Origin of the sequence: Spirillospora sp. NPDC052269, assembly GCF_040679435.1 — a bacterium.
Lineage (GTDB): Bacteria > Actinomycetota > Actinomycetes > Streptosporangiales > Streptosporangiaceae > Spirillospora.
In genome coordinates this window covers 348,585-372,934 of sequence record NZ_JBFAUU010000002.1, presented here as the reverse complement: position 1 = coordinate 372,934, position 24,350 = coordinate 348,585, and the positions used below count along the sequence as shown (strand labels likewise).

Annotated in this window: 26 protein-coding genes; 20 read left to right on the top strand and 6 right to left on the bottom strand. The window is 71.3% G+C overall.

Going from position 1 to position 24,350, the window contains the following annotated elements; genetic code table 11:
• The first annotated feature begins 166 nt into the window (after window positions 1–166).
• Window positions 167–889, top strand: coding sequence for a hypothetical protein (locus AB0L06_RS05090; RefSeq protein ID WP_500229623.1), 723 nt, complete (start codon window positions 167–169; stop codon window positions 887–889).
• On the top strand, window positions 882–1,556 hold the full coding sequence (locus AB0L06_RS05085) for a class F sortase (protein WP_500229622.1): 675 nt from the start codon (window positions 882–884) through the stop codon (window positions 1,554–1,556). Before AB0L06_RS05090 ends, AB0L06_RS05085 begins: the two co-directional genes overlap by 8 nt.
• Before the next feature lie 34 nt (window positions 1,557–1,590).
• On the opposite strand, the gene AB0L06_RS05080 is transcribed toward AB0L06_RS05085, so the two are convergent.
• Complete coding sequence (locus tag AB0L06_RS05080; RefSeq protein WP_500229621.1) at window positions 1,591–2,148, bottom strand: hypothetical protein; 558 nt, start codon at window positions 2,146–2,148, stop codon at window positions 1,591–1,593.
• 298 nt (window positions 2,149–2,446) lie between these two features.
• On the opposite strand from AB0L06_RS05080, the gene infA reads away from it, so the two are divergent.
• The 8 genes from infA (at window position 2,447) to truA (ending at window position 7,403) form a co-directional block, all read left to right on the top strand.
• Window positions 2,447–2,668 (top strand): translation initiation factor IF-1, encoded by a 222-nt coding sequence (gene infA, locus AB0L06_RS05075; RefSeq protein ID WP_018657567.1) that lies wholly within the window; start codon window positions 2,447–2,449, stop codon window positions 2,666–2,668.
• 63 nt (window positions 2,669–2,731) lie between these two features.
• Window positions 2,732–2,845, top strand: a complete 114-nt coding sequence (rpmJ, locus tag AB0L06_RS05070) for a 50S ribosomal protein L36 (RefSeq protein ID WP_018657566.1) — start codon at window positions 2,732–2,734, stop codon at window positions 2,843–2,845.
• A gap of 200 nt (window positions 2,846–3,045) precedes the next feature.
• Window positions 3,046–3,426, top strand: a complete 381-nt coding sequence (gene rpsM, locus AB0L06_RS05065; RefSeq protein WP_500229620.1) for a 30S ribosomal protein S13 — start codon at window positions 3,046–3,048, stop codon at window positions 3,424–3,426.
• Between the two features lie 60 nt (window positions 3,427–3,486).
• A complete protein-coding gene (gene rpsK / locus AB0L06_RS05060; protein WP_021596710.1) occupies window positions 3,487–3,888 on the top strand; it encodes a 30S ribosomal protein S11 in 402 nt (133 codons plus the stop codon).
• Window positions 3,889–3,913: 25 nt separating this feature from the next.
• A complete protein-coding gene (gene rpsD / locus AB0L06_RS05055) occupies window positions 3,914–4,540 on the top strand; it encodes a 30S ribosomal protein S4 (RefSeq protein ID WP_500229619.1) in 627 nt (208 codons plus the stop codon).
• A gap of 246 nt (window positions 4,541–4,786) precedes the next feature.
• The gene (locus tag AB0L06_RS05050; protein ID WP_026415301.1) at window positions 4,787–5,800 is read left to right on the top strand and encodes a DNA-directed RNA polymerase subunit alpha; all 1,014 of its coding nucleotides are present in this window, start codon (window positions 4,787–4,789) and stop codon (window positions 5,798–5,800) included.
• A 110-nt stretch (window positions 5,801–5,910) separates the two neighbouring features.
• The gene (rplQ, locus tag AB0L06_RS05045; protein ID WP_500229618.1) at window positions 5,911–6,348 is read left to right on the top strand and encodes a 50S ribosomal protein L17; all 438 of its coding nucleotides are present in this window, start codon (window positions 5,911–5,913) and stop codon (window positions 6,346–6,348) included.
• A gap of 230 nt (window positions 6,349–6,578) precedes the next feature.
• Window positions 6,579–7,403: a tRNA pseudouridine(38-40) synthase TruA gene (gene truA, locus AB0L06_RS05040; protein WP_500229617.1), complete on the top strand. Its 825-nt coding sequence runs from the start codon at window positions 6,579–6,581 to the stop codon at window positions 7,401–7,403.
• Window positions 7,404–7,480: 77 nt separating this feature from the next.
• Here the strand turns inward: truA and AB0L06_RS05035 are convergent, their stop codons facing one another.
• The 3 genes from AB0L06_RS05035 to AB0L06_RS05025 all read right to left on the bottom strand — a co-directional run bounded on the left by AB0L06_RS05035 (window position 7,481) and on the right by AB0L06_RS05025 (window position 11,782).
• Window positions 7,481–9,055, bottom strand: a complete 1,575-nt coding sequence (locus tag AB0L06_RS05035; protein WP_500229616.1) for a hypothetical protein — start codon at window positions 9,053–9,055, stop codon at window positions 7,481–7,483.
• Between the two features lie 24 nt (window positions 9,056–9,079).
• Window positions 9,080–10,360: a hypothetical protein gene (locus tag AB0L06_RS05030; protein WP_500229615.1), complete on the bottom strand. Its 1,281-nt coding sequence runs from the start codon at window positions 10,358–10,360 to the stop codon at window positions 9,080–9,082.
• 117 nt (window positions 10,361–10,477) lie between these two features.
• Window positions 10,478–11,782, bottom strand: coding sequence for a CAP domain-containing protein (locus AB0L06_RS05025; protein WP_500229614.1), 1,305 nt, complete (start codon window positions 11,780–11,782; stop codon window positions 10,478–10,480).
• A gap of 415 nt (window positions 11,783–12,197) precedes the next feature.
• Here AB0L06_RS05025 and rplM point away from each other — a divergent pair, with 415 nt between their 5' ends.
• From rplM to AB0L06_RS04985, 8 genes are all read left to right on the top strand, one after another.
• Window positions 12,198–12,653: a 50S ribosomal protein L13 gene (rplM, locus tag AB0L06_RS05020; protein WP_500229613.1), complete on the top strand. Its 456-nt coding sequence runs from the start codon at window positions 12,198–12,200 to the stop codon at window positions 12,651–12,653.
• 90 nt (window positions 12,654–12,743) lie between these two features.
• Window positions 12,744–13,268: a 30S ribosomal protein S9 gene (gene rpsI, locus AB0L06_RS05015; protein ID WP_500229612.1), complete on the top strand. Its 525-nt coding sequence runs from the start codon at window positions 12,744–12,746 to the stop codon at window positions 13,266–13,268.
• Window positions 13,269–13,485: 217 nt separating this feature from the next.
• Complete coding sequence (gene glmM / locus AB0L06_RS05010) at window positions 13,486–14,829, top strand: phosphoglucosamine mutase (protein ID WP_500229611.1); 1,344 nt, start codon at window positions 13,486–13,488, stop codon at window positions 14,827–14,829.
• Between the two features lie 119 nt (window positions 14,830–14,948).
• Entirely contained in the window at window positions 14,949–15,275 is a 327-nt protein-coding gene (locus tag AB0L06_RS05005; protein WP_500229610.1) for a hypothetical protein, read from the top strand.
• A gap of 69 nt (window positions 15,276–15,344) precedes the next feature.
• Window positions 15,345–16,286, top strand: a complete 942-nt coding sequence (locus tag AB0L06_RS05000) for a DUF389 domain-containing protein (protein ID WP_500229609.1) — start codon at window positions 15,345–15,347, stop codon at window positions 16,284–16,286.
• Window positions 16,287–16,456: 170 nt separating this feature from the next.
• Window positions 16,457–17,386: an ABC transporter ATP-binding protein gene (locus AB0L06_RS04995; protein ID WP_500229608.1), complete on the top strand. Its 930-nt coding sequence runs from the start codon at window positions 16,457–16,459 to the stop codon at window positions 17,384–17,386.
• On the top strand, window positions 17,383–18,261 hold the full coding sequence (locus AB0L06_RS04990) for an ABC transporter permease (protein WP_500229607.1): 879 nt from the start codon (window positions 17,383–17,385) through the stop codon (window positions 18,259–18,261). Before AB0L06_RS04995 ends, AB0L06_RS04990 begins: the two co-directional genes overlap by 4 nt.
• Window positions 18,258–19,169: an ABC transporter ATP-binding protein gene (locus AB0L06_RS04985; protein WP_500229606.1), complete on the top strand. Its 912-nt coding sequence runs from the start codon at window positions 18,258–18,260 to the stop codon at window positions 19,167–19,169. The genes AB0L06_RS04990 and AB0L06_RS04985 overlap by 4 nt, the downstream gene beginning before the upstream one ends.
• Here the strand turns inward: AB0L06_RS04985 and AB0L06_RS04980 are convergent.
• Complete coding sequence (locus AB0L06_RS04980) at window positions 19,151–20,419, bottom strand: RNA-guided endonuclease InsQ/TnpB family protein (RefSeq protein ID WP_500229605.1); 1,269 nt, start codon at window positions 20,417–20,419, stop codon at window positions 19,151–19,153. The genes AB0L06_RS04985 and AB0L06_RS04980 overlap by 19 nt on opposite strands.
• A gap of 167 nt (window positions 20,420–20,586) precedes the next feature.
• Here AB0L06_RS04980 and AB0L06_RS04975 point away from each other — a divergent pair, with 167 nt between their 5' ends.
• Window positions 20,587–21,300 (top strand): ABC transporter permease, encoded by a 714-nt coding sequence (locus tag AB0L06_RS04975; protein WP_500229604.1) that lies wholly within the window; start codon window positions 20,587–20,589, stop codon window positions 21,298–21,300.
• A 13-nt stretch (window positions 21,301–21,313) separates the two neighbouring features.
• On the opposite strand, the gene coaA is transcribed toward AB0L06_RS04975, so the two are convergent.
• On the bottom strand, window positions 21,314–22,231 hold the full coding sequence (coaA, locus tag AB0L06_RS04970) for a type I pantothenate kinase (protein WP_500229603.1): 918 nt from the start codon (window positions 22,229–22,231) through the stop codon (window positions 21,314–21,316).
• Between the two features lie 98 nt (window positions 22,232–22,329).
• Between coaA and glmS the strand changes: the two genes are divergently transcribed.
• Entirely contained in the window at window positions 22,330–24,174 is a 1,845-nt protein-coding gene (gene glmS / locus AB0L06_RS04965; RefSeq protein ID WP_500229602.1) for a glutamine--fructose-6-phosphate transaminase (isomerizing), read from the top strand.
• Window positions 24,175–24,350 lie beyond the last annotated feature (176 nt).

Genomic DNA, 24,350 nt, shown 5'->3' with positions numbered 1-24,350 from the left:
AACCACGGACCGGACGGGTTCGCACGCCCGGCCGCCGCCCGCCCACGGCGTCCACGCCGGAGGGAGCGCTTACCCGATCTTTGTCCCCGGTTGACCGGGCTGTCGAGGTGGCCGGGCAAAAAATGATCATCGGTTCCGTCCGACCCCGGGACCGGTGGGGGAGACCATGCCCTTCCAGCGGCCCGGCAGGCGTGCGGCGCAGGCCCGAGTCCTGCTCCTGACCGCGCCGCTCCTGACCGCGCTCGCCACCCCGGCCGCGTCCGCGGACGATGGGGTGACGCTGAAGCCTCGGAAGGGGCACCTTCGGGCAGGGCGGACGCTCACGATCATAGCCCCGCCGGACTGCGTCGATCCCGAGGTGAGGTCCGACGCGTTCCCCGGGGAGATCGTCAGGCCGGTCGCGCCGAAGGGCGGCACGGGCCCTTCCCGCGGGCGGGTGACGATCGCCGCGGACACCGCTCCAGGCCCTTACGGGCTGATGGTCACGTGCGCCGGCGCCGATCCGGGAATGGGCGACGACAAGCTGCTCTATGCCCAGGTGGACGTGTTGCCGCCGCTTTCTCGACGTGAACATCACCACCGTGGGCCGCATCGGACGGAGAACGCCCTCTCCCCGGCCTTCCAGACCTCGCCGTCCTCGCTGTTCCCGGTCCTCCAGGCCCCGTCCGCGCCCCAGAACCAGGCGATGACGGTGCTGGCCCCGGCGCCCGCGGCCTACGGCCGGGCGACCGGCAGCGGCTGGCTCGCGTTCCACGGCGAGCGGGCGCCCGGTGGATTTCCGCTCGGACTGGTCATCGTGCTGGGCTCCGCACTGGGTTCCACGCTGGCCGGAGGGGCCCTTGGCGGGCTCTGGTGGGGCCAGTGGCAGCGGAGGAGGGCGGATGCCTAGGCCGTGTCCGGGGCGACGCCGGCGGCGGGCACGCTGCGTCCTGGCGGCCGCGCCGGGGGTGTCCCCGGCGGTCTTCGCCTGTGCGCTCGGACGTCGTGATCACGTGCCGCTCGCGCTTCCCGAGATCGTCCCGCCGAGCCGGACGGGGGCTCCGGCGCCGCTGCGCGCGGCGCTGGCGCACGCCGTCCCGACGCGGCTGCTGATTCCGCGGATCGACGTCTCCGCGCCGCTCGGACGCGTCGGGCGCGGGCCGTCCGGCGTGATCCAGGCGCCGCCGGCGTCCGATCCGGACCGCGTGGGCTGGTTCGCGTCCGGGCCGAGTCCGGGCGAACCGGGCGCCGCACTGCTGCTCGGCCACCTGGACACCACGTCCGGCCCGGCGGTCTTCGCCCAGCTGGACGAGCTGCGGCCGGGGGACATCATCGGCGTCGCCCGGACGGACGGGACGGTCGCGGTGTTCCGCATGACCCGCTCCGAGCAGGTGCCGAAACACCGGTTCCCGGAGGGGCGGGTGCTGCTGGCCGGGGCCGTCCCCGAACTGAGGCTGATCACCTGCGCCGGGCGGTACGACCAGGTCAGGCGCGCATATGACGACAATCTCATCGTCTACGCGACCTTCGCGGCCGCCTACCGGACCGCCGACCTGGCCTCCATGCCCGGCGCCTGACCGGGTGACGCCCCCGGGAGGGGCGGGTGCGGGCTCAGGCCACGTGGGTGAGGACGGCGCTGAGCGCCGACGTGACGGCCTCCGGGGCGGGCGCTATGTCCGGCACCACGTCGCGGAGCGCGAGCCAGCCATTGATGGCCTGGGTGGTGGGACGGGCCTCCCGGAGCTGGGGGTCCTCGATGTCGTACCAGGCGGCGATCTTGGACCAGCGCCAGAGCCGGTGCCCGCCGGTGGACATCTCCGAGGCCGGGAAGCCGCCCGGCCCCCGCGCGCCCGTGATCGACAGCCGCACGGACTCGACGGACCGGCGGACGCGTTCGGCGATGTCCCGCATGGTCAGCAGCGGGTCGGCCTCGACCTGCCGGACGTGCAGCCCGGGCGCCGCGTCCTCCAGGTGGGCGACCACCTGCATGACCGCCTCGGCCAGCGTGGACGCGTGCCAGGACGCGGTGGCGTTGCCGGGCCGTCCGGCGTGCTGGGGCTCGGTGATGATGGAGACCGTGACCTGACCGTGGGTGCGGTCGAAGAGGGGGTCCAGCTCCTCCTCGTAGAGGGGACGGCTGAGGATCAGCGCGAAGTCATAGCTCGGCATCCGTCCTCCCCTGGGCGTTGGTCCTCCTGGAAAGGTACAACGCGCGAGCGCTGTATGCTTGTGTCGGGAGCAGTATCCGGTGCCGGGTCATGGGATGATTTCGCGTTCCACCGCCCGGTGACGTACACTCTTGTGTCGGTCCGTGTTCGGCCGCCTTGAATCCCTGCTTTGACGCGTGTGTGCGTCCGGGCGTGGGTGCGGCCGGGTTCTCCACCTCGTCGGTGATCTTCAGATCCTCATGACGTGATGGGACGTCGCGGACCGCGTCCAATGAGCCGATCAGCGAAGCGCGGAGGACATGCCCAAGAAGGAAGGCGCCATCGAGATCGAGGGCACCGTCATCGAGTCCCTCCCGAACGCCATGTTCCGGGTTGAGCTGGACAACGGGCACAAGGTGCTCGCCCACATCAGCGGCAAGATGCGGATGCACTACATCCGGATCCTGCCGGACGACCGCGTCGTCGTGGAGCTGAGCCCCTACGACCTCACGCGCGGTCGGATCGTCTACCGCTACAAGTAATCACTGGGGTTGCCTTCCTCGCGTGTGGCGGCGTGAGGGTGACCCTGATCTATAGGAGACCCAGTGAAGGTCAAGCCGAGCGTCAAGAAGATCTGCCAGAAGTGCCGCGTCATTCGCCGGCACGGCCGGGTCATGGTCATCTGCTCCGACCCGCGTCACAAGCAGCGTCAGGGCTGACGTTCAACAACTGATCCACGCATCGCAGCCTTCGCACGTGGTCGCCGTACGGTTCCGGTCCACCAAGATCGGGTCGTGCGGCACCGTCGTGTGAAGGGGCCACCCCCGGACGGAGGCCGGGGCCGCCACCCGAACGATTGTCGGGTGTGTGCGGACGCGATGCGACTGACACCTCCGCATAACGAAGGGAAACGCCAGAGATGGCACGCCTCCTCGGCGTCGACCTCCCGCGCGACAAGCGCGTGGAGATCGCTCTCACCTACATCTTCGGCATCGGTCGCACCCGGGCCCAGGAGACGCTGGCGCAGACCGGCGTCTCCGCGGACACCCGCGTTCACCAGCTCACCGACGACGAGCTGCTGAAGCTGCGCGACTGGATGGAAGCCAACTACAAGACCGAGGGTGACCTCCGTCGCGAGATCCAGGCTGACATCCGCCGCAAGATCGAGATCGGCTGCTACCAGGGCATTCGGCACCGCCGCGGTCTGCCCGTGCACGGTCAGCGGACGCAGACGAACGCGCGTACCCGCAAGGGCAAGAAGAAGACCGTGGCCGGCAAGAAGAAGGCCGGCAAGAAGTAGTAGTCCGTCGGGACTCATCCGTCCCGGACGGATCGACGACCTCAAAGGAAGAGAGCAGAGATGCCTCCCAAGAGCCGTGTCGGCGCGAAGAAGGTGCGCCGCAAGGAAAAGAAGAACGTCGCTCACGGGCACGCCCACATCAAGAGCACGTTCAACAACACCATCGTCTCGATCACCGACCCCAACGGGAACGTGATCTCCTGGGCCTCGTCCGGCCACGTCGGCTTCAAGGGCTCCCGCAAGTCCACCCCGTTCGCCGCGCAGCAGGCCGCCGAGGCCGCCGCCCGGCGCGCGATGGAGCACGGGATGCGCAAGGTCGACGTGTTCGTCAAGGGTCCGGGCTCGGGCCGTGAGACCGCGATCCGCTCCCTCCAGGCCACCGGCCTCGAGGTGGGTTCGATCCAGGACGTCACGCCCGTTCCGCACAACGGCTGCCGCCCGCCCAAGCGTCGCCGGGTCTGAGCACCGTAGGGGAGATCACAGAACAATGGCTCGTTACACCGGTGCGGACTGCAAGCTCTGCCGCCGCGAGAAGATGAAGCTGTTCCTCAAGGGCAGCAAGTGCGAGGGCCCGAAGTGCCCGATCGAGATCCGGCCCTACCCGCCGGGTGAGCACGGCCGCGGTCGTCCGAAGGAGACCGAGTACCTGCTCCAGCTTCGTGAGAAGCAGAAGGCCAAGCGCATCTACGGCGTGCTTGAGCGGCAGTTCTCGAACTACTACGTCGAGGCCAACCGCCAGCAGGGCAAGACGGGTGACAACCTGCTCTCGCTGCTGGAGCGCCGCCTGGACAACGTCGTGTACCGCGCGGGCTTCTCCAAGTCCCGCGACATGGCGCGCCAGCTGATCCGGCACGGTCACATCCGGGTCAACGGCAAGAAGGTCGACATCCCGAGCTTCCTCGTCTCCGAGGCCGACATCGTGGACGTCAAGGCCAAGTCCCTCGAGATGACGCCGTTCCAGGTCGCCAAGGCCGAGGTCGGCGAGCGTCAGGTTCCGGCCTGGCTGGGCGTGGACGCCGAGCGGATGCGCATCTTCGTGCACTCGCTGCCGGTCCGCCAGCAGATCGAGGCTCCCGTCCAGGAGCAGCTGATCGTCGAGCTCTACTCCAAGTAAGAGCTCACCGGGCCCCGCCCGGCGGCGGGGCCCTCGTGGCCTCGCCTCCGGGCGGGGCCGACGGGTTTCCGCCTTTCGGCGGGGATCAAGGTCCTCGCCGCGAGGCGGGGGCCGTCGGGCCTCCGCCTTTCGGCGGGCGCCCGTTCGTCCCGCCGTCCGTCCGCGTCACGCGTGGGTGGACGGCGGACAGGGAAGAACTCCACTGCGGTCGTCATATAGCGGGCACCGCGGAAAGAAGGAACACCCATGCTCATCGCTCAGCGTCCCACCCTCACCGAGGAGCAGGTCGACGAGTACCGGTCGCGGTTCACCATCGAGCCGCTGGAGCCGGGCTTCGGCTACACGATCGGCAACTCGCTCCGCCGCACCCTGCTGTCGTCCATCCCCGGAGCCGCTGTCACCAGCATCCGGATCGAGGGCGTCCTGCACGAGTTCTCCACCGTTCCGGGGGTGAAGGAGGACGTCACCGACATCATCCTGAACCTCAAGGAGCTCGTCGTCTCGTCCGAGCACGACGAGCCGGTGGTCATGTACCTGCGCAAGCAGGGCCCCGGCGAGGTCACCGCGGCCGACATCGCGCCGCCGGCGGGCGTGGAGGTCCACAACCCGGACCTGCACATCGCCACGCTGAACAACAAGGCCAAGCTGGAGATGGAGCTGACGGTCGAGCGCGGCCGCGGCTACGTCTCGGCCGCCCAGAACAAGCAGCCGGGCCAGGAGATCGGCCGGATCCCGATCGACTCCATCTACTCGCCCGTGCTGAAGGTCACCTACAAGGTCGAGGCGACCCGAGTCGAGCAGCGCACCGACTTCGACCGCCTGATCCTGGACGTGGAGACCAAGGCCGCGATGCTGCCGCGCGACGCGGTGGCCTCGGCCGGCAAGACCCTCGTCGAGCTGTTCGGCCTGGCCCGGGAGCTCAACGTCGAGGCCGAGGGCATCGACATGGGCCCGTCCCCGACGGACGCCGCGCTCGCCGCTGACCTGGCCCTGCCGATCGAGGAGCTGAACCTCACGGTCCGCTCCTACAACTGCCTCAAGCGCGAGGGCATCCACTCCGTGGGCGAGCTGGTGGCCCGCAGCGAGCAGGACCTCCTGGACATCCGCAACTTCGGTGCGAAGTCCATCGAGGAGGTCAAGCAGAAGCTCAACGACATGGGCCTCTCGCTGAAGGACTCCCCGCCCGGGTTCGACCCGTCCGCCGCCGCCGACAACTACGGCGACGACGACGGTGGCTACGCCGAGACCGAGCAGTACTGATCCCGGCATACCGTTAACACGTCCGTTTGACCCGTCGCCGGTACCTCGTACGGCCGGCGCGGAGATTTGCCACCGGTTCCTGAACCGGCCGGTGCAAGAAGGGAACGACCATGCCTCAGCCCACCAAGGGCGCCCGTCTGGGCGGCAGCGCGGCTCACCAGAAGCTGCTTCTGGCGAACCTGGCGACCTCGCTGTTCGAGCACGGCCGCATCACCACCACCGAGGCCAAGGCCCGCCGCCTGCGCCCGCTGGCGGAGAAGCTGATCACCAAGGCCAAGAAGGGCGACCTGCACAACCGTCGCCTCGCGGCCAAGACGATCCGCGACAAGGGCGTCCTGCACGTCCTGTTCACCGAGATCGCTCCGGCCATGGCCGAGCGTCCCGGCGGCTACACCCGGATCACCAAGGTCGGCCCGCGCAAGGGCGACAACGCCCCCATGGCGGTCATCGAGCTGGTGACCGAGCCGGTGTCGGGCTCGTCCCGTCCGGCCACCGCCGCTCCGGCGGAGGTCGAGACCGAGGCCGCGGCCGAGGAGAGCGCTGAGTAAGACCCCTCCGGGGATCTTTCTCGCTCGACATGTGAGGGCCCGCCGTTCCCCTACGGGACGGCGGGCCTGATCTTTGAAAGACTGGATCACATGGTCAGGGGGTCGATGATGCACTGGGGCACTCCGTTCTCGGGAGACGGCCTGAGGTCGGCCGTCCGCTCCGGCGGGACTGGCGACAAGGGTTGGGACGCGCTATGGCCGACGCTCACGACAAGGAATCCCCGGCACCCATGACCGCTCTCGTACGACTCCGGCTCGACATCGGCTACGACGGGTCGGACTTCGCCGGCTGGGCCCGGCAGCCCGGCCAGCGCACCGTCCAGGGCGTGATCGAGGACGCGCTGGCCCGGGTGCTGCGCCTCGACCCGCCGCCGGTGCTGACCGTCGCCGGACGCACCGACGCGGGCGTCCACGCGCGCGGCCAGGTCGCCCACGTGGTCGTGCCGGTCGCCGCCTACTCGGCGATCAACGGCACGCTGCCACGGCGGCTCGCCGGCCTGCTACCACCGGACGTGCGCGTCTGGCGCGTCACCACCGCTCCCGAGGGCTTCGACGCCCGGTTCTCCGCGCTGTCCCGCCGCTACGCCTACCGCGTCTGCGACGACCCCGTCGGCGTCGACCCGCTGCGCCGCCACGACGTCCTGTGGCACCCGCGTCCGCTCGACGTCGACCGGATGAACGCCGCCACGAGGCTGATGCTCGGCGAGCACGACTTCGCCGCGTTCTGCCGCAAGCGGGAGGGCGCGACGACCATCCGCGAGCTCCAGATCTTCGAGTGGAACCGCGAGGAGAAGCACCTGGCGGTCGCCACCGTGAAGGCCGACGCCTTCTGCCACTCCATGGTCCGCGCCCTGGTCGGCGCGATGCTGGTCGTCGGCGACGGCCGGCGCGCGATCGAGTGGCCCTCCGAGGTGCTGGGCGCCCGGGTGCGCGACTCGGCGGTCAACGTCGCCCCGGCCCACGGCCTGTCCCTGGAGGAGATCTCCTACCCGGACGAGGCGGACCTGGCCACGCGGGCTCAGCAGACCCGCCGTGTGCGGACGCTGTCCGGCTGACCGTCCGTCTCATGGAGCGTGCAACGTGACGCGCCCGGTGCCTTCCGGCACCGGGCGCGTTCGTTCTCAGGTGCGGGTCAGCCTCGGGCGCGGGCGTCCAGGGCCTTGGTGCCGTAGTCGAGGAACTGCTGTGCCAGGCCCTTGATCTGGGTGTCCTGGGGCGTGACGTGGGTTCCGTCGACGTAGGCCGCGTACGCGTAGGCGACGTAGCGGCCTCGAACGGTGGCGGCGGCGTAACCGCCCGCGCCGTCGATGTCCGGGGCGTGCGGGCCGGTGAGGCCGCGGAACCATTCGTACTTGCCCGGGTTTCCGGCGCGGCTCACCCTCAGGGCGGCCTCGTGGTTCGGCAGGACGGCCACGCCGCTGGTGACGGCGAACTTCTTGTCGTCGCTGACGAACGTCACCCGGACGACGGCACGGCAGCCGTCGTGCGCGAGCGCCGCGGCCATCGAGCCGCGCGCGGTCAGGCCGCACTGGTGGTTGACCGACGAGCGGTCGCGCTGGAAGGCGTGCCCGGCCAGCTGGACCGCAGGGCTCGGGAACACCTCGGTCAGCGCGAGCGGCTTGGTGTCGCTCTTCTCGTTGTTGATGTCCACAGGGTGGTGGACGGGCCCGCTCGGCGACGGCGAGCCGGGCACGCCCGGCGCCGCCGTCGTCTTGTGCTTGCCCTTGTGCCTGCTCTTTCCGTCGTCGTCCCCGGAGACCGCTCCGGCCACGGCGACGCCGCCGATGGCGATGATCGCCGCAGCGACGCCACCGCCGATCAGCAGCTTCCTCCGGCTCGCCGGGTTCCCCTTGAAGCCGCCGCCCAGCGGACCGGACGGGAACGGCTGCGGGCCCGTGTTGCCGTCGTTCGAGGCGTTCGGGCTGCTTTGTCCGGGGAAGGGCGAGTGGGGCACGGGGGTGCCCGCCGACGCGTCCGGTGGGGGTGGCGGCGGGGCGGGGGAGCTCGATGGCATCGGCGGAGGCGCCGCGTTCGGGATGGGCTGAGGCGTCGGCGGGACGACCGGCATGTCGGTGGCCGTGGCCCGCCCGTCCTGTTTGCGGAATTCCGGCTTTGGAATGTCCGGCTTCGGGGTCTCCCTGACGACCTTTTCTGCCGGGGGCAGGACCACCGCGGGCGGCAGGGTCACCCCTGGCGGGAGGATCGCGTCCGGCGTGAGGACGGGCCCGGACGACCGGCTGTCGGTGTTCGCCTCCAGTGCCGCCATCTCGGGGGCCACCGGTGCGGCCAACGGCATCGGCTGGGGGCCGGTGCCTGCGGGCAGGCCGGCCGGAGGGTGGATGGGAGTGCCGTCCGGGACGGTCTCCCGGGCGGCTCGGGTCTCGGGGCGGGGGACGGCCCGGCGTGAGTCCACGCCGGGGGCGCCCTGACCGGCGACGAGCCGGTCGTCGGGCGAGGGGTTCGCCGAGGGCGCCGGAGTCCCGGCGGCGGGGGCCCCGGGGGGCCCGGCCTGGGCGGATTCGTCGGATTCCGGCTCGTCCGAGTCGGGGGACTCGGCGGCCCACCAGGGGGCCTGGAGCCGGAACGGGGTCGGGATGCGCAGTTCGCCGTCCACGCGCAGCGGCTCGTCATGGCCGAAGCTCGGGGGCGCGGAGGGGGCGGGGTCCGCCGCCGCCTCGGCGGGACGGATCTCGTCAGGTTCAGGCATGGGGGTTCAGAGTCCTCGTGCCGATCAGCTCCGGAGGGGCTTGCCCTCGGTCTCCCGGTAGCGCAGCGCCATGCCGAGGCCGCTGCCCTTGATCACCTGTTGTCCGAAGTCGGAGACGTCCTTGTGCGCGCTGTCGGCGATCTTCTTGCCGTCCGGGCGCTGCACCCAGGTCATGACCAGGTAGTGGCCCTGTGCCTCGGCGGTGCCGAGGGCGAGCCCGGTGCCGATCTTCTTGGTGTTGCCGGAGCCTTGCAGCGGCTTGAGGTAGGCGTCCTTGGCGGCCGCCGCCTTCACCGCCGCCTTGGCCGCGGTCTCGGTCTTGAGGTTGAAAACTCCGACGGTGCCGATGAGCTTGCCGTCGCCGCGCGTGTAGGTGGCGCGGAGCACCTGGGAGCAGCCGCCCTTCTTCACTTGTGAGGTCAGGGCCGTGCCGCCGATCGCACCCGTGCAGGTCTTGGCGGCGTTCCAGCCGGTCCGCTTGTACTTCTCGCCCGCGCCCGAGAAGGACGACTTGCCGAAGATCTCGCTCAGGCTCAGCGGGCTGGGGTCGGTGGCCCGGGTCTTGAGCTTCACCGGGCTGAGGGTCTGGGAGGGGGAGGCGGACGGCGTCGACGACGTCTTCGGCGAGGCCGACTTCCCCGCCGCGGTCTTCGTCTTGGGCTTGGAGTCGCCCTTGAACATGGACGCGGCGGCGACGCCGCCGCCGATGAGCACGATGCCGGCCACGGCCGCGCCGCCGATGATCAGCGGCAGCTTGCCCTTCTTCTTCGCGCCCGGGGGCGGGCCGGCCACGTGCTGGTCGAAGCCGCCACCCTGATCGAAGCCGCCGCCCTGGTCGAAGCCGGGGCCCTGGTCGAATCCGGAGCCGGGCTCGGAGCCGCCCGGACCGTGCGGGCCGCCGAAGCCGTTGCCGTCGGCGAAGCCGTGCTGCTGCTGCTCGCCGAAGCCCTGCTGAGGGCCGCCGAAGGCGCTGCCCTGGTCGTCGTACCCCGCTCCGCCGAAGCCCTGCGGGGCGTCGCCGAACTGCCCGGCGCCGCCGAACGAGGACGGCTCGCCGAGGGCGGCGGTGCCGTTCGGGTCGCCGAGCGCGGCCGTGCCGTTCGGGTCGCCGGGGCCGGACGCGGCGCGCGGCGGCTCGTTCGTCAGACCGCCCGGGGGCGCGCCGAAGGAACCGGGGGCGAACCGGTTCTGGTCGTCATCCCACGAGACCGGCGCGGACTCCGCGCCGCCGGGACCGTGGGGCTGTCGCGGCGGCTGCTCCGGAGGCCAGCCACCGTTATTGCCTGTGTCACCGGGGTAACCCATGGCTTGGACCCTACCGTTCTCCACTCAGGGCTCTGGACTCATCGGCACACCCACCATGACATGGGGGCGAACCGGACGCCGCCGATTTCGGGAAGCTCACGCGGCGTCCGGAAAGGCTCACTTCCAGCCGAAGTCCTGCGTCCAGAGGGTGCCTCCGGAGCCGTCCGCGCGGCCGACGCCGAGGGCCTTCAGGCCGCAGTTCAGGATGTTGGCGCGGTGCCCGGGGCTGTTCATCCAGCCCTTCATGACCGACGCGGCGTCCGAGTAGCCCTTGGCGATGTTCTCCGCGCCCGGCTGGGAGTAGCCCTGCCGGGCGATCCGGTCCCACGGGCTGTCGCCGTTCTGGGAGTCGTGGCTGAAGTAGTTGTGCGCGGCCATGTCCTGCGAGTGCAGGCGGGCGGCGCGGGTGAGGCGCGCGTCCAGCCGCAGCGGGGAGCATCCCGCCTTCGCGCGCTGCTTGTTGGTGAGCTGGAAGACGGCCGCCTCGGACGCGGTCGCGCTTCCTCCGCCGCCGGAGCCGGAGCCTGAGCCGCCGTTCCCACCGGATCCCGAGCCTGATCCCGATCCGGAGCCGCCGCCGCTGCCCGACCTGCGGGGGGACGAGCCCGAGCCGCCGCCGGACGTCCCGCCGGGCTTGCTGGAGGTGGGCTTCGAGCTGGGCTTCTTCGAGCTCGGCTTGGCCTTGGGCGTGCTGCTGGGGGTCTTGGACGGCGTCCGGGACGGGGTGTCGCTGGGAGTGGCGTCCGGCTGGGCGCCGCCCTGGCCGCCGGTCGCGCCGTCCGGGGCCGCGGCCGCGGTCGGCTTGCGCTTGCCGTCGTCCGAGGTGAGCCGGCTCACGGCGACGCCCGCGCCGACGACCAGGGCCATCGCCCCGGCCGCGCCCGCGATGATCAGCGGCGTCCGGCGCCTGCGGCTCGGGCCGCCGCCGGGCGGGGAGCTCCAGAAGTCGCGTCCACCGGGGCCTCCAGGGCCGCCCGGGCTGCCCGGGGCGTCGGGTCCGCCGGGGCCCGCAGGGCTTGCGGGGATGTACTGGGTGCGTCCGGTGGGGGAGTAGGCGAGCCGGTCGCCCTCCTCGGGGACGTAGGCCCTTGTGGCGTCCATCGCGCGGTCGGCGTCACCCGGTCCGAAGCCGTGGGCCTGCGGGGCCTCGGCGGCGGTCGGACGGTGCCGCTCGTGCTCCAGCGGCCGCGGGCCCGAGGGAGGGGCGAACCGGGCCGGGTCACCGCCATGGGACGGGCCGGGGCCGTACGGCTCGGGCGGGGGAAAGGCCCCGTTCCCAGGGACGGGGCCGGGATTGCCAGGGAACGGGGAACCTGGCGTGGGGCCGCCGGACGCGTGGCGTCCGGGACCGTCCCGGTGGGGGTCGCCCGCCCGGGGATCTCGGGGACGGGACGAGCGGGAGGCGCGGCGGGGAGGGCGCATCGTGAGCTCCTGGGGGCCGGGCCGGCGCGCTGCCGGCGAGGGTTACCGGACGGGCGGCACCTTATCCATATATGGGGCATTAGTCGTGGATCGCCTTCCGGATGATCTCCCCGAGGGGGCGGGAGCGGGCCGGGACGGGGTCGGGGCACGGCGCGGGATGGTGCATACTGGAGGATGGCCGGGAAAGTAGCCGTCGGCGGTTGACGCACGAGCATGTGAGAGCGCAGCGTGAGCACCGTGTAGCGGCCACGCTTTGACCCGTGCCCGCGCGGCTGGATATGCTGCCCAGTCGCTGTATTGCGTGCCCGACCTCATGGGCGGGCGGCGATCACAACCGCGCGGCACGCCCGTCCCGCGATCCGCGGGGTCCGGGCGAGATCAACCGCCAGTCGACTAGAAACGAAGGTCTACGACCGTGCGCACGTACACGCCTAAGCCCGCTGACGTCCAGCGTCAGTGGCATGTCATCGACGCGACCGACGTCGTGCTGGGCCGGCTCGCGAGCCAGGCCGCGCAGCTGCTCCGGGGTAAGCACAAGGCGATCTACGCGCCGCACCTCGACACCGGTGACTTCGTCATCATCATCAACGCCGACAAGGTCGCGCTTTCGGGCAACAAGCTCCAGGACAAGCGCGCCTACCGGCACTCGGGGTACCCGGGCGGCCTCCGCTCGATGTCCTACGCGGACCTGCTCGCGAAGCACCCGCAGAAGGCCGTCGAGAAGGCGATCAAGGGCATGCTGCCCAAGAACACCCTCGGCCGTCAGATGCTCGGCAAGGTGAAGGTCTACGCAGGCCCGAACCACCCGCACGCCGCGCAGAAGCCGGTTCCGTTCGAGATCTCCCAGGTCTCTCAGATCATCAAGAAGTAAGACCCCGCGCGCCCTCGGGTGCGCACGACGATCCGTGGCCGCCGGGGCACCCGTGACATCGCGGGCCAGCCGCCCTGGCTAGAAGACTTCATGAGGAGAACAGTGTCCGAGACCGGCATTGAGACGCCCGCCGAGGGCGTCGAGTACGACTCGTACGAGGACGCGCCGTCCGAGTACTCGACGGAGACCCCCGAGGCCGAGGCCGGCTTCCTGGGCCAGCCCGTCGCCACCGGCCCCGCGGCCGCCACCGGCCGCCGCAAGGAGGCCATCGCGCGCGTCCGCATCGTCCCGGGCTCGGGCAAGTGGACCATCAACGGCCGCACCCTGGACCAGTACTTCCCGAACAAGGTCCACCAGCAGATCGTGAACTCGCCGTTCGTGCTGCTGGGTCTGGAGAACCAGTTCGACGTGATCTGCCGGGTCAACGGCGGTGGCACCACCGGCCAGGCCGGCGCTCTGCTCCTCGGCATCTCCCGGGCGCTCCAGTTCGCCAACATCGAGCACCGCCCGGCGCTGAAGAAGGCCGGGTTCCTCACCCGTGACGCGCGGGCGACCGAGCGTAAGAAGGCCGGTCTCAAGAAGGCCCGCAAGGCGCCGCAGTACAGCAAGCGCTAAGCGTTCCGATCGAGCCGCCGCGTTCCGTGTGGCACGCCGCCGACCCCCCTCTGCGCGGGGTCGGGCGGCGTCCGCGGGCGCGGCGGCTCGTTCGCATTTCACGGGGACGGTCGGGGCGCGCACCGCAATCCGGGCGCGCACGCCATCGCGGACTACATTGAGCGTGCCGGCGCGCGGGGTTCGGGGTTTCCGCGCCCGGTCGAGCTAGGAGTTGATCGTGGGTCGTCTGTTCGGAACCGACGGAGTGCGCGGGCTCGCCAACCGCGATCTCACCGCGCCGCTCGCCATGGACCTGTCGGTCGCGGCGGCGAGGGTCCTCGGCGAGGCCGGGGCCTTCACCGGTCACCGTCCGGTGGCGGTGGTGGGCCGTGACCCGCGCGCCTCGGGCGAGTTCCTGGAGGCCGCCGTCGTCGCGGGCCTCGCCAGCGCCGGGGTGGACGTGCTGCGGCTGGGCGTCCTGCCGACCCCGGCCGTGGCGCACCTCACCCACGCGCTGGACGCCGACCTCGGCGTGATGCTGTCGGCCTCGCACAACCCGGCCCCGGACAACGGGATCAAGTTCTTCGACCGCAGCGGCTTCAAGCTGGCCGACGACATCGAGGACCGGATCGAGGCGACCCTCGGCCAGGACTGGGAGCCGCCGACCGGCTCGGGCGTCGGCCGCGTCCGCGAGGCGCACGGCGCGGTCGAGCAGTACGTCGCGCACCTGCTGAGCACGCTGCCGGTGTCGCTGGACGGCCTGAAGGTCGTGGTGGACTGCGCCCACGGCGCGTCCTGCGAGGTGGCGCCCGAGGCGCTGCGCCGCGCCGGGGCCGAGGTGATCACCATCGGCGCCGCGCCGGACGGCCTGAACATCAACGCCGGCGTCGGCTCCACCCACCTGGACGCGCTGAAGGCGGCCGTCCGCGAGCACGGCGCGGACGCGGGCATCGCCAACGACGGCGACGCCGACCGCTGCCTGGCCGTCACCGCGGGCGGCGACGAGGTGGACGGCGACCAGATCATGGCGATCCTGGCGCTGGACCTCCGCGAGGCCGGACGGCTCGCCGACGACACCGTCGTCGCCACCGTGATGTCCAACCTGGGCTTCAAGCTGGCCATGCGCGAGGCGGGCCTGACGGTCGTGGAGACCGCCGTCGGCGACCGCTACGTCCTGGAGGCGATGAAGGAGCGCGGGTTCAACTTCGGCGGCGAGCAGTCCGGCCACGTGATCATGCTGGACCACGCCACCACCGGCGACGGCGTGCTGACCGGCCTGCACCTGCTCGCCGCGATGGCCCGGCTCGGCCGTCCGCTGGACGAGCTGGCCAAGGCCATGACCCGGCTGCCGCAGGTGCTGATCAACGTCCGGGGCGTGGACAAGGACCGCGCGGGGTCGTCGCCCGAGCTGTCGGCGGCGATCGCCGAGGCGGAGGCCGAGCTCGGCGCGTCCGGACGGGTCCTGATCCGGCCGAGCGGCACCGAGCCCATGGTCCGCGTCATGGTCGAGGCCGCGTCCGAGGACCAGGCCCGCGGCGTGGCCGAGCGTCTCGCCGAGGTCGTCCGCAGCGCTCTCGGCTAGCGCCCGCAAGGGGTCGCGCGGCCTTGATCGGAGGGCGGCCCCTGCTCTTGGTCGAGGCGTTCGGATCGGTGTTCCAGGCCCGGGTGAGGCCTCGCGCGGGCCTCACCTAGGCTGGCCCCATGACCCAGCCTGACGAGAACAAGCCCGGCGAGCAGCGGGAAGAGGAACGGGGCGGGGAGCGTCCGCACGTCCGCACCGAGCGCGGGATCGGCGCTCGCGCCGTCGGGGCCGAGGTGACCGGCGCGTCCGCGACCGGCGCCACGCTCAGGCCGCTGAACGGCCTGGGCTCCCTGGCCCTGGGGTCCGCCGCCGTCGGCGCCCTGGCCATCGGGGCCGTCGCCATCGGGCGTCTGGTGGTCAAGCGGGCCGTGATCGGCCACCTCGAGGCCGGGGTCGTCGAGATCGCCCACCTCAAGGTCGGCCGCCTGGAGATCACCGAGAGCTGACCGTCCGCCTCGGGTGCTGATCAGGGCTGCCGATCAGGGCGCCCTGCCGGGTGCGGGACGATGGTGCGTGTGTTGCACCTGAGATCGATCGTCCCGGCCGGCCGTACGGACGCGGTGTGCGCGGCGCTGGCCGCGCACGTCGGCGTCACGAACGTCGTGGTGCTGCCGGGCGCGGCGCGCAGCCCGGAAGGCGACGTGGTCACGGCCGACGTGGCCCGGGAGGCCGCCAACGAGATCCTGGACGCGCTGCGGGAGCTCGGCGTCGACAGGGACGGCTCGATCGCCGTCGAGAAGATCGACCTGTCGCTGTCGGAGACCGCGGACGAGGCGGAGCGGCGGGCGCCCGGCGCGGGCGACGACGCGGTCGTCTGGGAGGAGCTGGACCGGCAGACGGCCGAGGGGGCCCGGCTGACCTGGTCCTATCTGACCTTCCTCACGCTCGCCACGCAGCTCGCGGGGATCGCCGCGATCACCGACTCGGCGATCCTGGTGGTCGGCGCGATGGTGCTCGGGCCGGAGTTCTCCTCGGTGGCGGCGATCTGCTACGGCCTGGTCACCCGGAACTGGGGGCGCATCCGCGGCGCCGCCTGGACGCTCACCGTGGGGTTCGCCGTCGCGATCGCGATCACCTATGTGTGCGCGGTGGTCGGGCGGTGGACCGGCGTGATCGACATCAGCCGGTTGCCGGCCGAGCGTCCGGCCACGGCGTTCATCTACAGCCCGGACCGCTGGTCGTTCATCGTCGCGGTGCTCGCGGGCGCGGCCGGGGTGCTGTCCATGACGGCGGGCAAGTCGTCCGCGCTGGTCGGGGTGTTCATCTCGGTCACGACCGTCCCGGCGGCGGGGAACCTCGCGGTCGCCCTCGCGCTGAAGCACGGCAGCCAGATCGACGGATCGATCCTGCAGCTCGCGCTCAACCTCGCGGGGATGCTCGTCGCGGGCGTGCTCACACTGCTGGTGCAGCGGACGGTGTGGTCATGGGTGGGAAGCCGACGGCGCGTCCGCGAGTAGGTGTGGTTCCGGAGTGGCAGCGGGCGGGGTGGTCCTGGGTAGTACGCCGCTTGGGGGATAGGCCGAACGGCCTACTCCCGTGGGGTGACGACTAACACATGGAATGCCGCTAAGTTCTGGGTATGCCGCCGATCATCGCGACCCGGGGCCTCTCGATGAGGTTTCCGAGGGTGACCGCGCTCGACGACCTGACGCTCGCGGCGCCCGCGGGCGTGGTCGGTCTCGTGGGCGCCAACGGGGCCGGGAAGTCGACCCTCATCAAGATCCTGCTGGGCCTGCTGCCGCCGTCCGCCGGCGGCGCGGAGGTGCTCGGTCTGGACATCGCCCGGCAGGGCGACCAGATCCGGCGCCTGGTCGGGTTCATGCCTGAGTACGAGTGCCTTCCGCCGGACGTCTCGGCCACCGAGTTCGTCGTCCACATGGCCCGGATGTGCGGGCTGCCTCCGACCGCCGCCCGCGAGCGCGCCGCCGACACGCTGCGGCACGTCGGGCTGTACGAGGAGCGCTACCGGCCGATCGGCGGCTACTCCACGGGCATGCGGCAGCGCGTCAAGCTGGCCCAGGCGCTGGTGCACGACCCGCGCCTGGTGTTCCTGGACGAGCCGACCAACGGCCTCGACCCGGCCGGACGCGACGAGATGCTCGGCCTGATCCGCCGGATCGGGACCGACTTCGGGATCAGCGTCCTGGTCACCTCGCACATGCTCGGCGAGCTGGAGCGGGTCTGCGACCACGTGATCGTGATCGACGGCGGGAAACTGCTGCGCTCGCAGGCCGTCGAGGCGTACACCGAGGCCAGCGGCATGCTGGTCGTGGAGGTGGACGAGGGCCGCGACGATCTCGGCCGCTGGCTGCACGAGCGCCAGGTCGCCGTCCGTCCCGAGGGACGGCAGCTGGTGATCGACATCGGCGACGAATCCGTCTACGACCTCGTCCGGGACGGAGCCGCCGAGCTCGAGCTGCGGCTCGTCCGGATGGAGCAGCGCCGCCACCACATCGAGGAGATCTTCTCGATCGCCCAGCAGCCCGTTCCGGGGCCGCCCGCCGTGGCGAGGATGACCGGATCGTCCGCCGAGGATCTGAGGGGAGGCGCCCAGTGAACGTCAGCACCATCCATGACATCGGCTACCGGCACTACGAGGGCAAGCGGCTCGGCCGCGCCTACGTGACACGGTCGTTGTTCGTGCACAACCTGCGCGCCGCCTACGGGCTGGGGCGTCCGGCGCGTGCCAAGGTCATGCCGTTCATCCTCGTGGGGATCATGCTGCTGCCCGCCGTCGGCGACATCGCGGTGGTCGCGATCGCCAAGCGGCCCGAGGCGCTGTTCCCGTACACGCGCTACCAGTTCATGCTCCAGCTGATCATCTCGATCTTCGTGGCGACGCAGGCGCCGGTGCTGGCGTCCCGGGAGATCCGGTTCCACTCCGTCCCGCTGTACTTCTCGCGACCGGTCGGGCACCTGGACATCGTCCTCGCCAAGCTCGCGGCGTTCACGACCGCGCTGTTCGCGCTCACCGCGGTCCCGGTCACCGTGCTGTACGTCGGCGGCCTGGTCACCCAGGTGCCGGACTCGGGCAAGCAGCTGCTGCACTACCTCGGCGGGCTCGCCGCGTGCCTGCTGCTGTCGCTCGTCCTCGGCGCGCTCGGGCTGGTCGTCGCCGCGTTCACGCCACGCCGCGGATTCGGCGTGGCGGCCGTGATCGCCGTGCTGCTGATCTCCGGGGCGCTGGTGTCGATCCTGCAGGGGATCACCGAGCGGACCGGGCACTGGACGCTGTCCGGCTGGCTCGGCCTGCTCACCCCGTACAGCCTGGTGGACGCCGTGTCGTACCGGCTGCTCGGCGGGAAGCTGTCGGCCGTCTCCGCTCCGCCCGGCGCCGGTGGCGGCCTCGCCGCCCTGGCGGTGTGCGTCGCGATCGTGCTCGGCGCGGTCGCCGTCCTGTACGCGCGGTTCCGGAAGGCGGGCCTGTCGTGACCGAGATCAGGCTGCGGGACGTGTCCCGCTGGTACGGCAACGTGGTGGCTGTCAACGGCGTGACCATGACCATCGGCCCCGGCGTGACCGGGCTGCTCGGGCCGAACGGCGCGGGCAAGTCGACGCTGATCCACATGATGGGCGGGTTCCTGTCGCCGTCGTCCGGCTCGGTGACCCTGGACGACGAGCCGATCTGGCAGAACCCGGGCATCTACCCCAAGCTCGGCCTGGTCCCGGAGCGCGAGAGCGCCTACGACTTCCTGACCGGCAAGCAGTTCATCCTGGCCATGGCCAAGCTGCACAAGCTGGCCGAACCGGGCAAGGCGGCCGCCCGCGCGATCGCCGAGGTCGAGATGGACCAGGCCGCCGACCGGACGATCGGCACCTACTCCAAGGGCATGAAGCAGCGGATCAAGATGGCGTCCGCGCTGGTCCACGACCCGCCCGTGCTGCTGCTGGACGAGCCGTTCAACGGCATGGACCCGCGCCAGCGCCTCCATCTGATGGACCTGATCCGCCGGATGGCCGCCGAGGGCCGGACGATCCTGTTCTCCTCGCACATCCTGGAGGAGGTCGAGCGGCTCGCCGGGCACATCGAGGTGATCATCGCGGGCCGGCACGCCGCGTCCGGCGACTTCCGCGAGATCCGGCGGCTGATGACCGACCGTCCGCACCGGTTCCGGGTCCGCTCCGGCGACGACCGCGCGCTCGCCGCCGCGATCATCGCCGACGGCTCGGCCCGCGGCGTCGAGCTGACCCCGGAGGGCCTGTCGGTCGAGGCGTCCGACTTCGGCCGGTTCACCTGGCTGCTGCCCCGGCTCGCCAAGGACGCGGGCGTCCGGCTCTGGGAGGTCGTCCCGGCCGACGAGTCCCTGGAATCCGTCTTCTCCTACCTGGTGGCCCGTTGACCTCCTCCCCCCGGGACAACGAGGGGATTTCGACCAGTGCCCCCCGGAGGGAGGACAGGTTGTGGTTCACGGTTCGTCCGCCCCGGCGTTCCGGAGCGTCCCCGTGCAGCAACGGCCGGTCCGGCCGCCGTCCACGCCAGCCTTGCTTGGCGTGCGATGTTGCGTGCCGCGTTCACATCGGCGTTGGACGCGATGCCGCAGGATCGGCACCGGAACCGCGCTTGGCTCTCGCGCGCCTTCCGGTCCCTGATCCCGCACGCCGAACAACGTTGCGAGGTGTACGCGGGGTTGATCTTGTATACGCGGCCGGGGGCCTTGTGTTCCAACCGCTGCACCAGTCCGCCCCAGCCGGCTGCGAGGATGCCCCGGTTCAGTCCGGATTTGGCGGCGATGCCGCGGCCCGGCCGTGCGGTTGTGCCCTTCGCCGATCGGGTCATACTCCTGATGTCGAGGTCCTCAACGCCGATCACCTCGAACGACCGCGCGATATGTGTGCTGGTTTGTTCCACCCAGTTCCTGCGGCGGTCGGCTTCGCGCGCCTTGAGCCGAGCGAGCGCGTTCTTGAGGGCGGTCCGTCGGCCGGAGCCCCGTTTGGCCCGCCCCAGGCGACGGGTCAACAACCTCAGACGGCGCTTTCCCCCAGAGGTGAGGCCCGGGAGGTGCAGGAGGGCCCCGGTGGACAGGGCGGCGCTGACCGCGATACCCCGGTCCACTCCGACCACCGTGCCGTTTCCGGGCCCGGGGAGCGGGCTGGGAACCTTCACGAACGCCACATGCCAGCGCCCGGCGCGGTCACGTGTGACCCGATAGGACTTCGCTCCACTCGGTACCGGCCGCGACAGGCGGAACCTGACCCATCCGCACTTGGGCACCAGCACGGCGCACCACTTGCGCGAGAGGCGCGTGACCTGACGCGGCTTCACTCCCACCTGCCGAAATCCCTCGTGAACCCCCCGCTTTCGCCAGGAGGGTCGTCGGTGCGTTCCGGCGAAGAAATTCGTCATTGCCTGGGCGTAGTCGCGCAGGGCCTGCTGCTGCACTGTCTGGGACCCGGCTCGAAGCCAGTCGAACTCGGCACGTGCCTCGGTCAACTGTCGCGACTGCTCGTTGTAACCGGGGGCCCTGCCTCGGGAGCGGGACCAGAAGCCGTGCTGCTCGACCGCCAGGTTCCACACGTACCGGGCGTGCGCGCAATGCGAGAGCAGAACTTTCTCTTGCCGGGACGTTGGAAACAGTCGGTAGCGCGACATGTGCCGAGCGTACGGCACATGGTCGAACGTAGTGGCGAAAGCGTGCCGGACGGTTGCCGACCGACCGATCTTCGTCATGCGAAGCGGGGGCCGGTCTCCTTCCCCGATCTTCAGGGGATCCGTTTCTCCCCTGGCCTTGAGGTCAGGGTCTTCTCGGAGGTTCTTCGATGAACTCCACGATCGCGATGATCACGTTCCGGTCGATGCTCGGCCGGCGGCGGGCGCTGCTGCTGTTCGTGCTGCCGGGCGTCCTGCTGCTGCTGGCGCTGATCCTGCGGCTGACCAACACCAACGACCTGCAGGTCGACACGGACGTCCTGCAGAAGTTCGCGCTCGGCGCGGTGCTGCCGCTGCTGGCGCTGATCGCGGGCACCGGCGTGATCGGCCCGGAGATCGACGACGGTCAGATCATGTACATCCTGACCAAGCCGATCCCGCGCCAGGTCGTCATCCTGACGAAGCTGGCCGTGGCGATCGTCCTGGTCGCGCTGTTCGCGGCCGTCCCGACCCTGCTGGCCGGGCTGATCCTGGGCGCGCCGGCGGGCATCACCCCGGCGTTCACCGTCGGCGTCCTGGCCGGTGGCGTGGCCTACGCCTCGGTCTTCGTGGCGCTCGGCGTCATGAGCCGCAACGCCGTGACGATCGGCCTGCTCTACGCCCTGGTCTGGGAGAGCCTCTTCGGCAACTTCGCGCCCGGCGCGAAGAAGGCGTCCATCCTGCAGTGGGCCCTGTCGGTCACCGACTCGCTGACCGACGCGTCCACGGTCAAGTCCGCCGTCTCCCTGCCGACCGCGGCCATCCTCCTGGTGGTCGTCACCCTGGCCTCCACGGTCCTGGCCTCCGTCCGCCTCCGCTCCCTCACCGTCGCCAGCGCCGAGTGATCCGGACGATCGGCTAGATGCGGCGGAGGCGGACGCGGTTGATGGAGTGGTCGCGGCTCTTGTGCAGGACGAGGGTCGCGCGGCCGCGGGTCGGGAGGATGTTCTCGACCAGGTTGGGCTCGTTGATCGAGCCCCAGACGCCGATCGCGAAGTCCTCGGCCTGCTGCTCGCTGAGCTTGGCGTACTCGCGGAAGTAGGAGCGGGGGTCGGTGAAGGCCGTCCGGCGGAGGGCGAGGAGCCGGTCGATGTACCAGCGCCGTATGTCCTCGACCTTGGCGTCCACGTAGATCGAGAAGTCGAAGTAGTCCGAGACGCCGAGGCCGCCGGGCGGCGGGGCCTGCAGGACGTTCAGGCCCTCGACGATCAGGATGTCCGGACGTTCCACGGTCTGCCGGGCCTTCGGCACGATGTCGTACTCGAGGTGGGAGTAGATGGGGATGTCCACCCGCGACTCGCCCGACTTCACCGACTGGACGAATCTCACCAGCGCCCGGCGGTCGTAGGACTCCGGGAAGCCCTTGCGCTCCATCAGCCCGCGGTCGGCCAGAACGGCGTTCGGGTACAGGAAGCTGTCCGTGGTGACGAGTTCCACACGGGGGTGCTCGGGCCACCGCGCCAGCAGCGTCCGCAGCAGCCGGGACGTGGTGGACTTGCCCACCGCGACCGAGCCCGCCACGCCGATCACGAACGGGGTCGGCGGGACGGTCTCGCCGAGGAACCCGCTGACCGTGTCCCGGGTCCCGCCGCGGGCCACGAAGAACAGGTTGAGCAGGCGGGAGAGCGGCAGGTAGACCTCTTCGACCTCGGTGATGTCGATGGGGTCCCGGACGCCGCGCAGCTCGTCCAGCTCGTCCAGGGTGAGGGTGAGTGGGGTGGAGGCCCGCAGCGCCCGCCATTGCGCGCGGTTCAGTTCGACGTATGGGCTGGGCACAAGCGCCAACGGTACTGGTCCGGGGGGTGTGCCGATCCACCAGGGCCGGTCTAGTCCGGGCGGCCGCGCCCCGATCGAGACCGAATAGGCTGGCCGCCATGTGCGGAATCGTGGGTTACGTCGGCGACAGGCCGGCACTGGACGTCGTGGTCGAGGGTCTGGCGAGGCTCGAGTACCGCGGCTACGACTCGGCCGGGGTGGCCGTGCTCGCGGACGGGGGCCTCGCCACCGCCAAGCGGGCGGGCAAGCTGGTCAACCTCCGCGAGGCGCTGGCTGAGGAGCCGCTCCCGGCCGGGACGCTCGGCATGGGCCACACCCGCTGGGCCACGCACGGCGCGCCGAACGACCGCAACGCGCACCCGCACACCGACTGCGCGGGCGAGGTCGCGGTCATCCACAACGGGATCATCGAGAACTTCGCGGCGCTCCGGTCCGAGCTGGAGGAGGCCGGCCACAAGCTGCGCTCCGACACCGACACCGAGGCCGTCGCGCACCTGCTGGAGGACGCGCTCAAGACCACCGGCGACCTCGCCGAGGCCATGCGCCGCGTGTGCGGCCGCCTGGAGGGCGCGTTCACGCTGGTCGCGGTGCACTCGGGCGACGACGACCTGGTGGTCGGCGCGCGCCGCAACTCGCCGCTGGTCGTCGGCGTCGGCGAGGGCGAGAACTTCCTCGCCAGCGACGTCTCCGCGTTCATCGCGCATACCCGCGACGCCATCGAGCTCGGCCAGGACCAGGTCGTCGAGCTGCGCAAGTCCGGCGTGACGGTCACCGACTTCCAGGGCCGTCCGGCCGAGACCAAGGCGTACCACGTGGACTGGGACGTCTCGGCCGCCGAGAAGGGCGGCTACGACTACTTCATGCTCAAGGAGATCGCCGAGCAGCCGCGCGCGGTCGCCGACACCCTGCTCGGCCGGATCGGCGCCGACGGCCGCCTCACCCTGGACGAGATGCGCATCTCCGACCAGGAGCTGCGCGAGGTCGACAAGATCATCATCGTCGCCTGCGGCACGTCCTACCACGCGGGCCTGATCGCCAAGTACGCCATCGAGCACTGGGCCGGGCTGCCCTGCGAGGTGGAGCTGGCCAGCGAGTTCCGCTACCGCGACCCGATCCTGTCCCGCTCCACGCTGGTGATCGCCATCTCCCAGTCGGGCGAGACGATGGACGCCCTGATGGCCGTCCGGCACGCCCGCGAGCAGCACGCCAAGCTCCTCGGCATCTGCAACGTGAACGGCTCGACCCTGCCCCGCGAGTGCGACGGCGTCCTCTACACGCACGCGGGCCCGGAGATCGCGGTCGCCTCGACCAAGGCCTTCCTCACCCAGCTCGTCGCCGTCTACCTCATCGCCCTCTACATCGCCCAGGTGCGCGGCACCAAGTTCGGCGACGAGGTCTTCGCGATGATCCAGCTCCTGGCCAAGATGCCGGAGAAGGTGGACGAGGTCCTCGGCACCATGGAGCCCGTCCGCGAGCTGGCCCGCTCCCTCGCCGGCGAGAAGTCCGTCCTGTTCCTCGGCCGCCACGTCGGCTTCCCGGTCGCCCTCGAGGGCGCCCTGAAGCTCAAGGAACTCGCCTACATGCACGCCGAGGGCTTCGCCGCCGGCGAGCTCAAGCACGGCCCGATCGCCCTGATCGAGCCGGGCCTCCCGGTCATCGTCGTCGTCCCGCCGCGCTCCCGCGTCGTCCTGCACGACAAGATCGTCTCCAACATCCAGGAGATCCGCGCCCGCGGCGCCCGCACCATCGTCATCGCCGAGGAGGGCGACACCTCCGTCGAGCCCTACGCCGACACCCTGATCGGCGTCCCGGCCGTCCCCACCCTCTTCCAGCCCCTGGTCACCACCGTCCCGCTCCAGGTCTTCGCCTGCGAGCTGGCCACCGCCAAGGGCCACGACGTCGACCAGCCCCGCAACCTCGCCAAGTCCGTAACCGTCGAGTAACCACCTCCGACACCCGCCCGCCCGCCGCTCCCACCAGGCCGGCGGGCGGTCGCATGTCCGGGAGCACACGGCGGCGCCGGAGACTCGGCGCGGCGGACGGTAGCGCTGCGGTCGGGTTGGGCTTGGTGGTTGCGCGGTGGGCCATACGGCGGGGCGACGGTCGGCCGTCCCGCCGC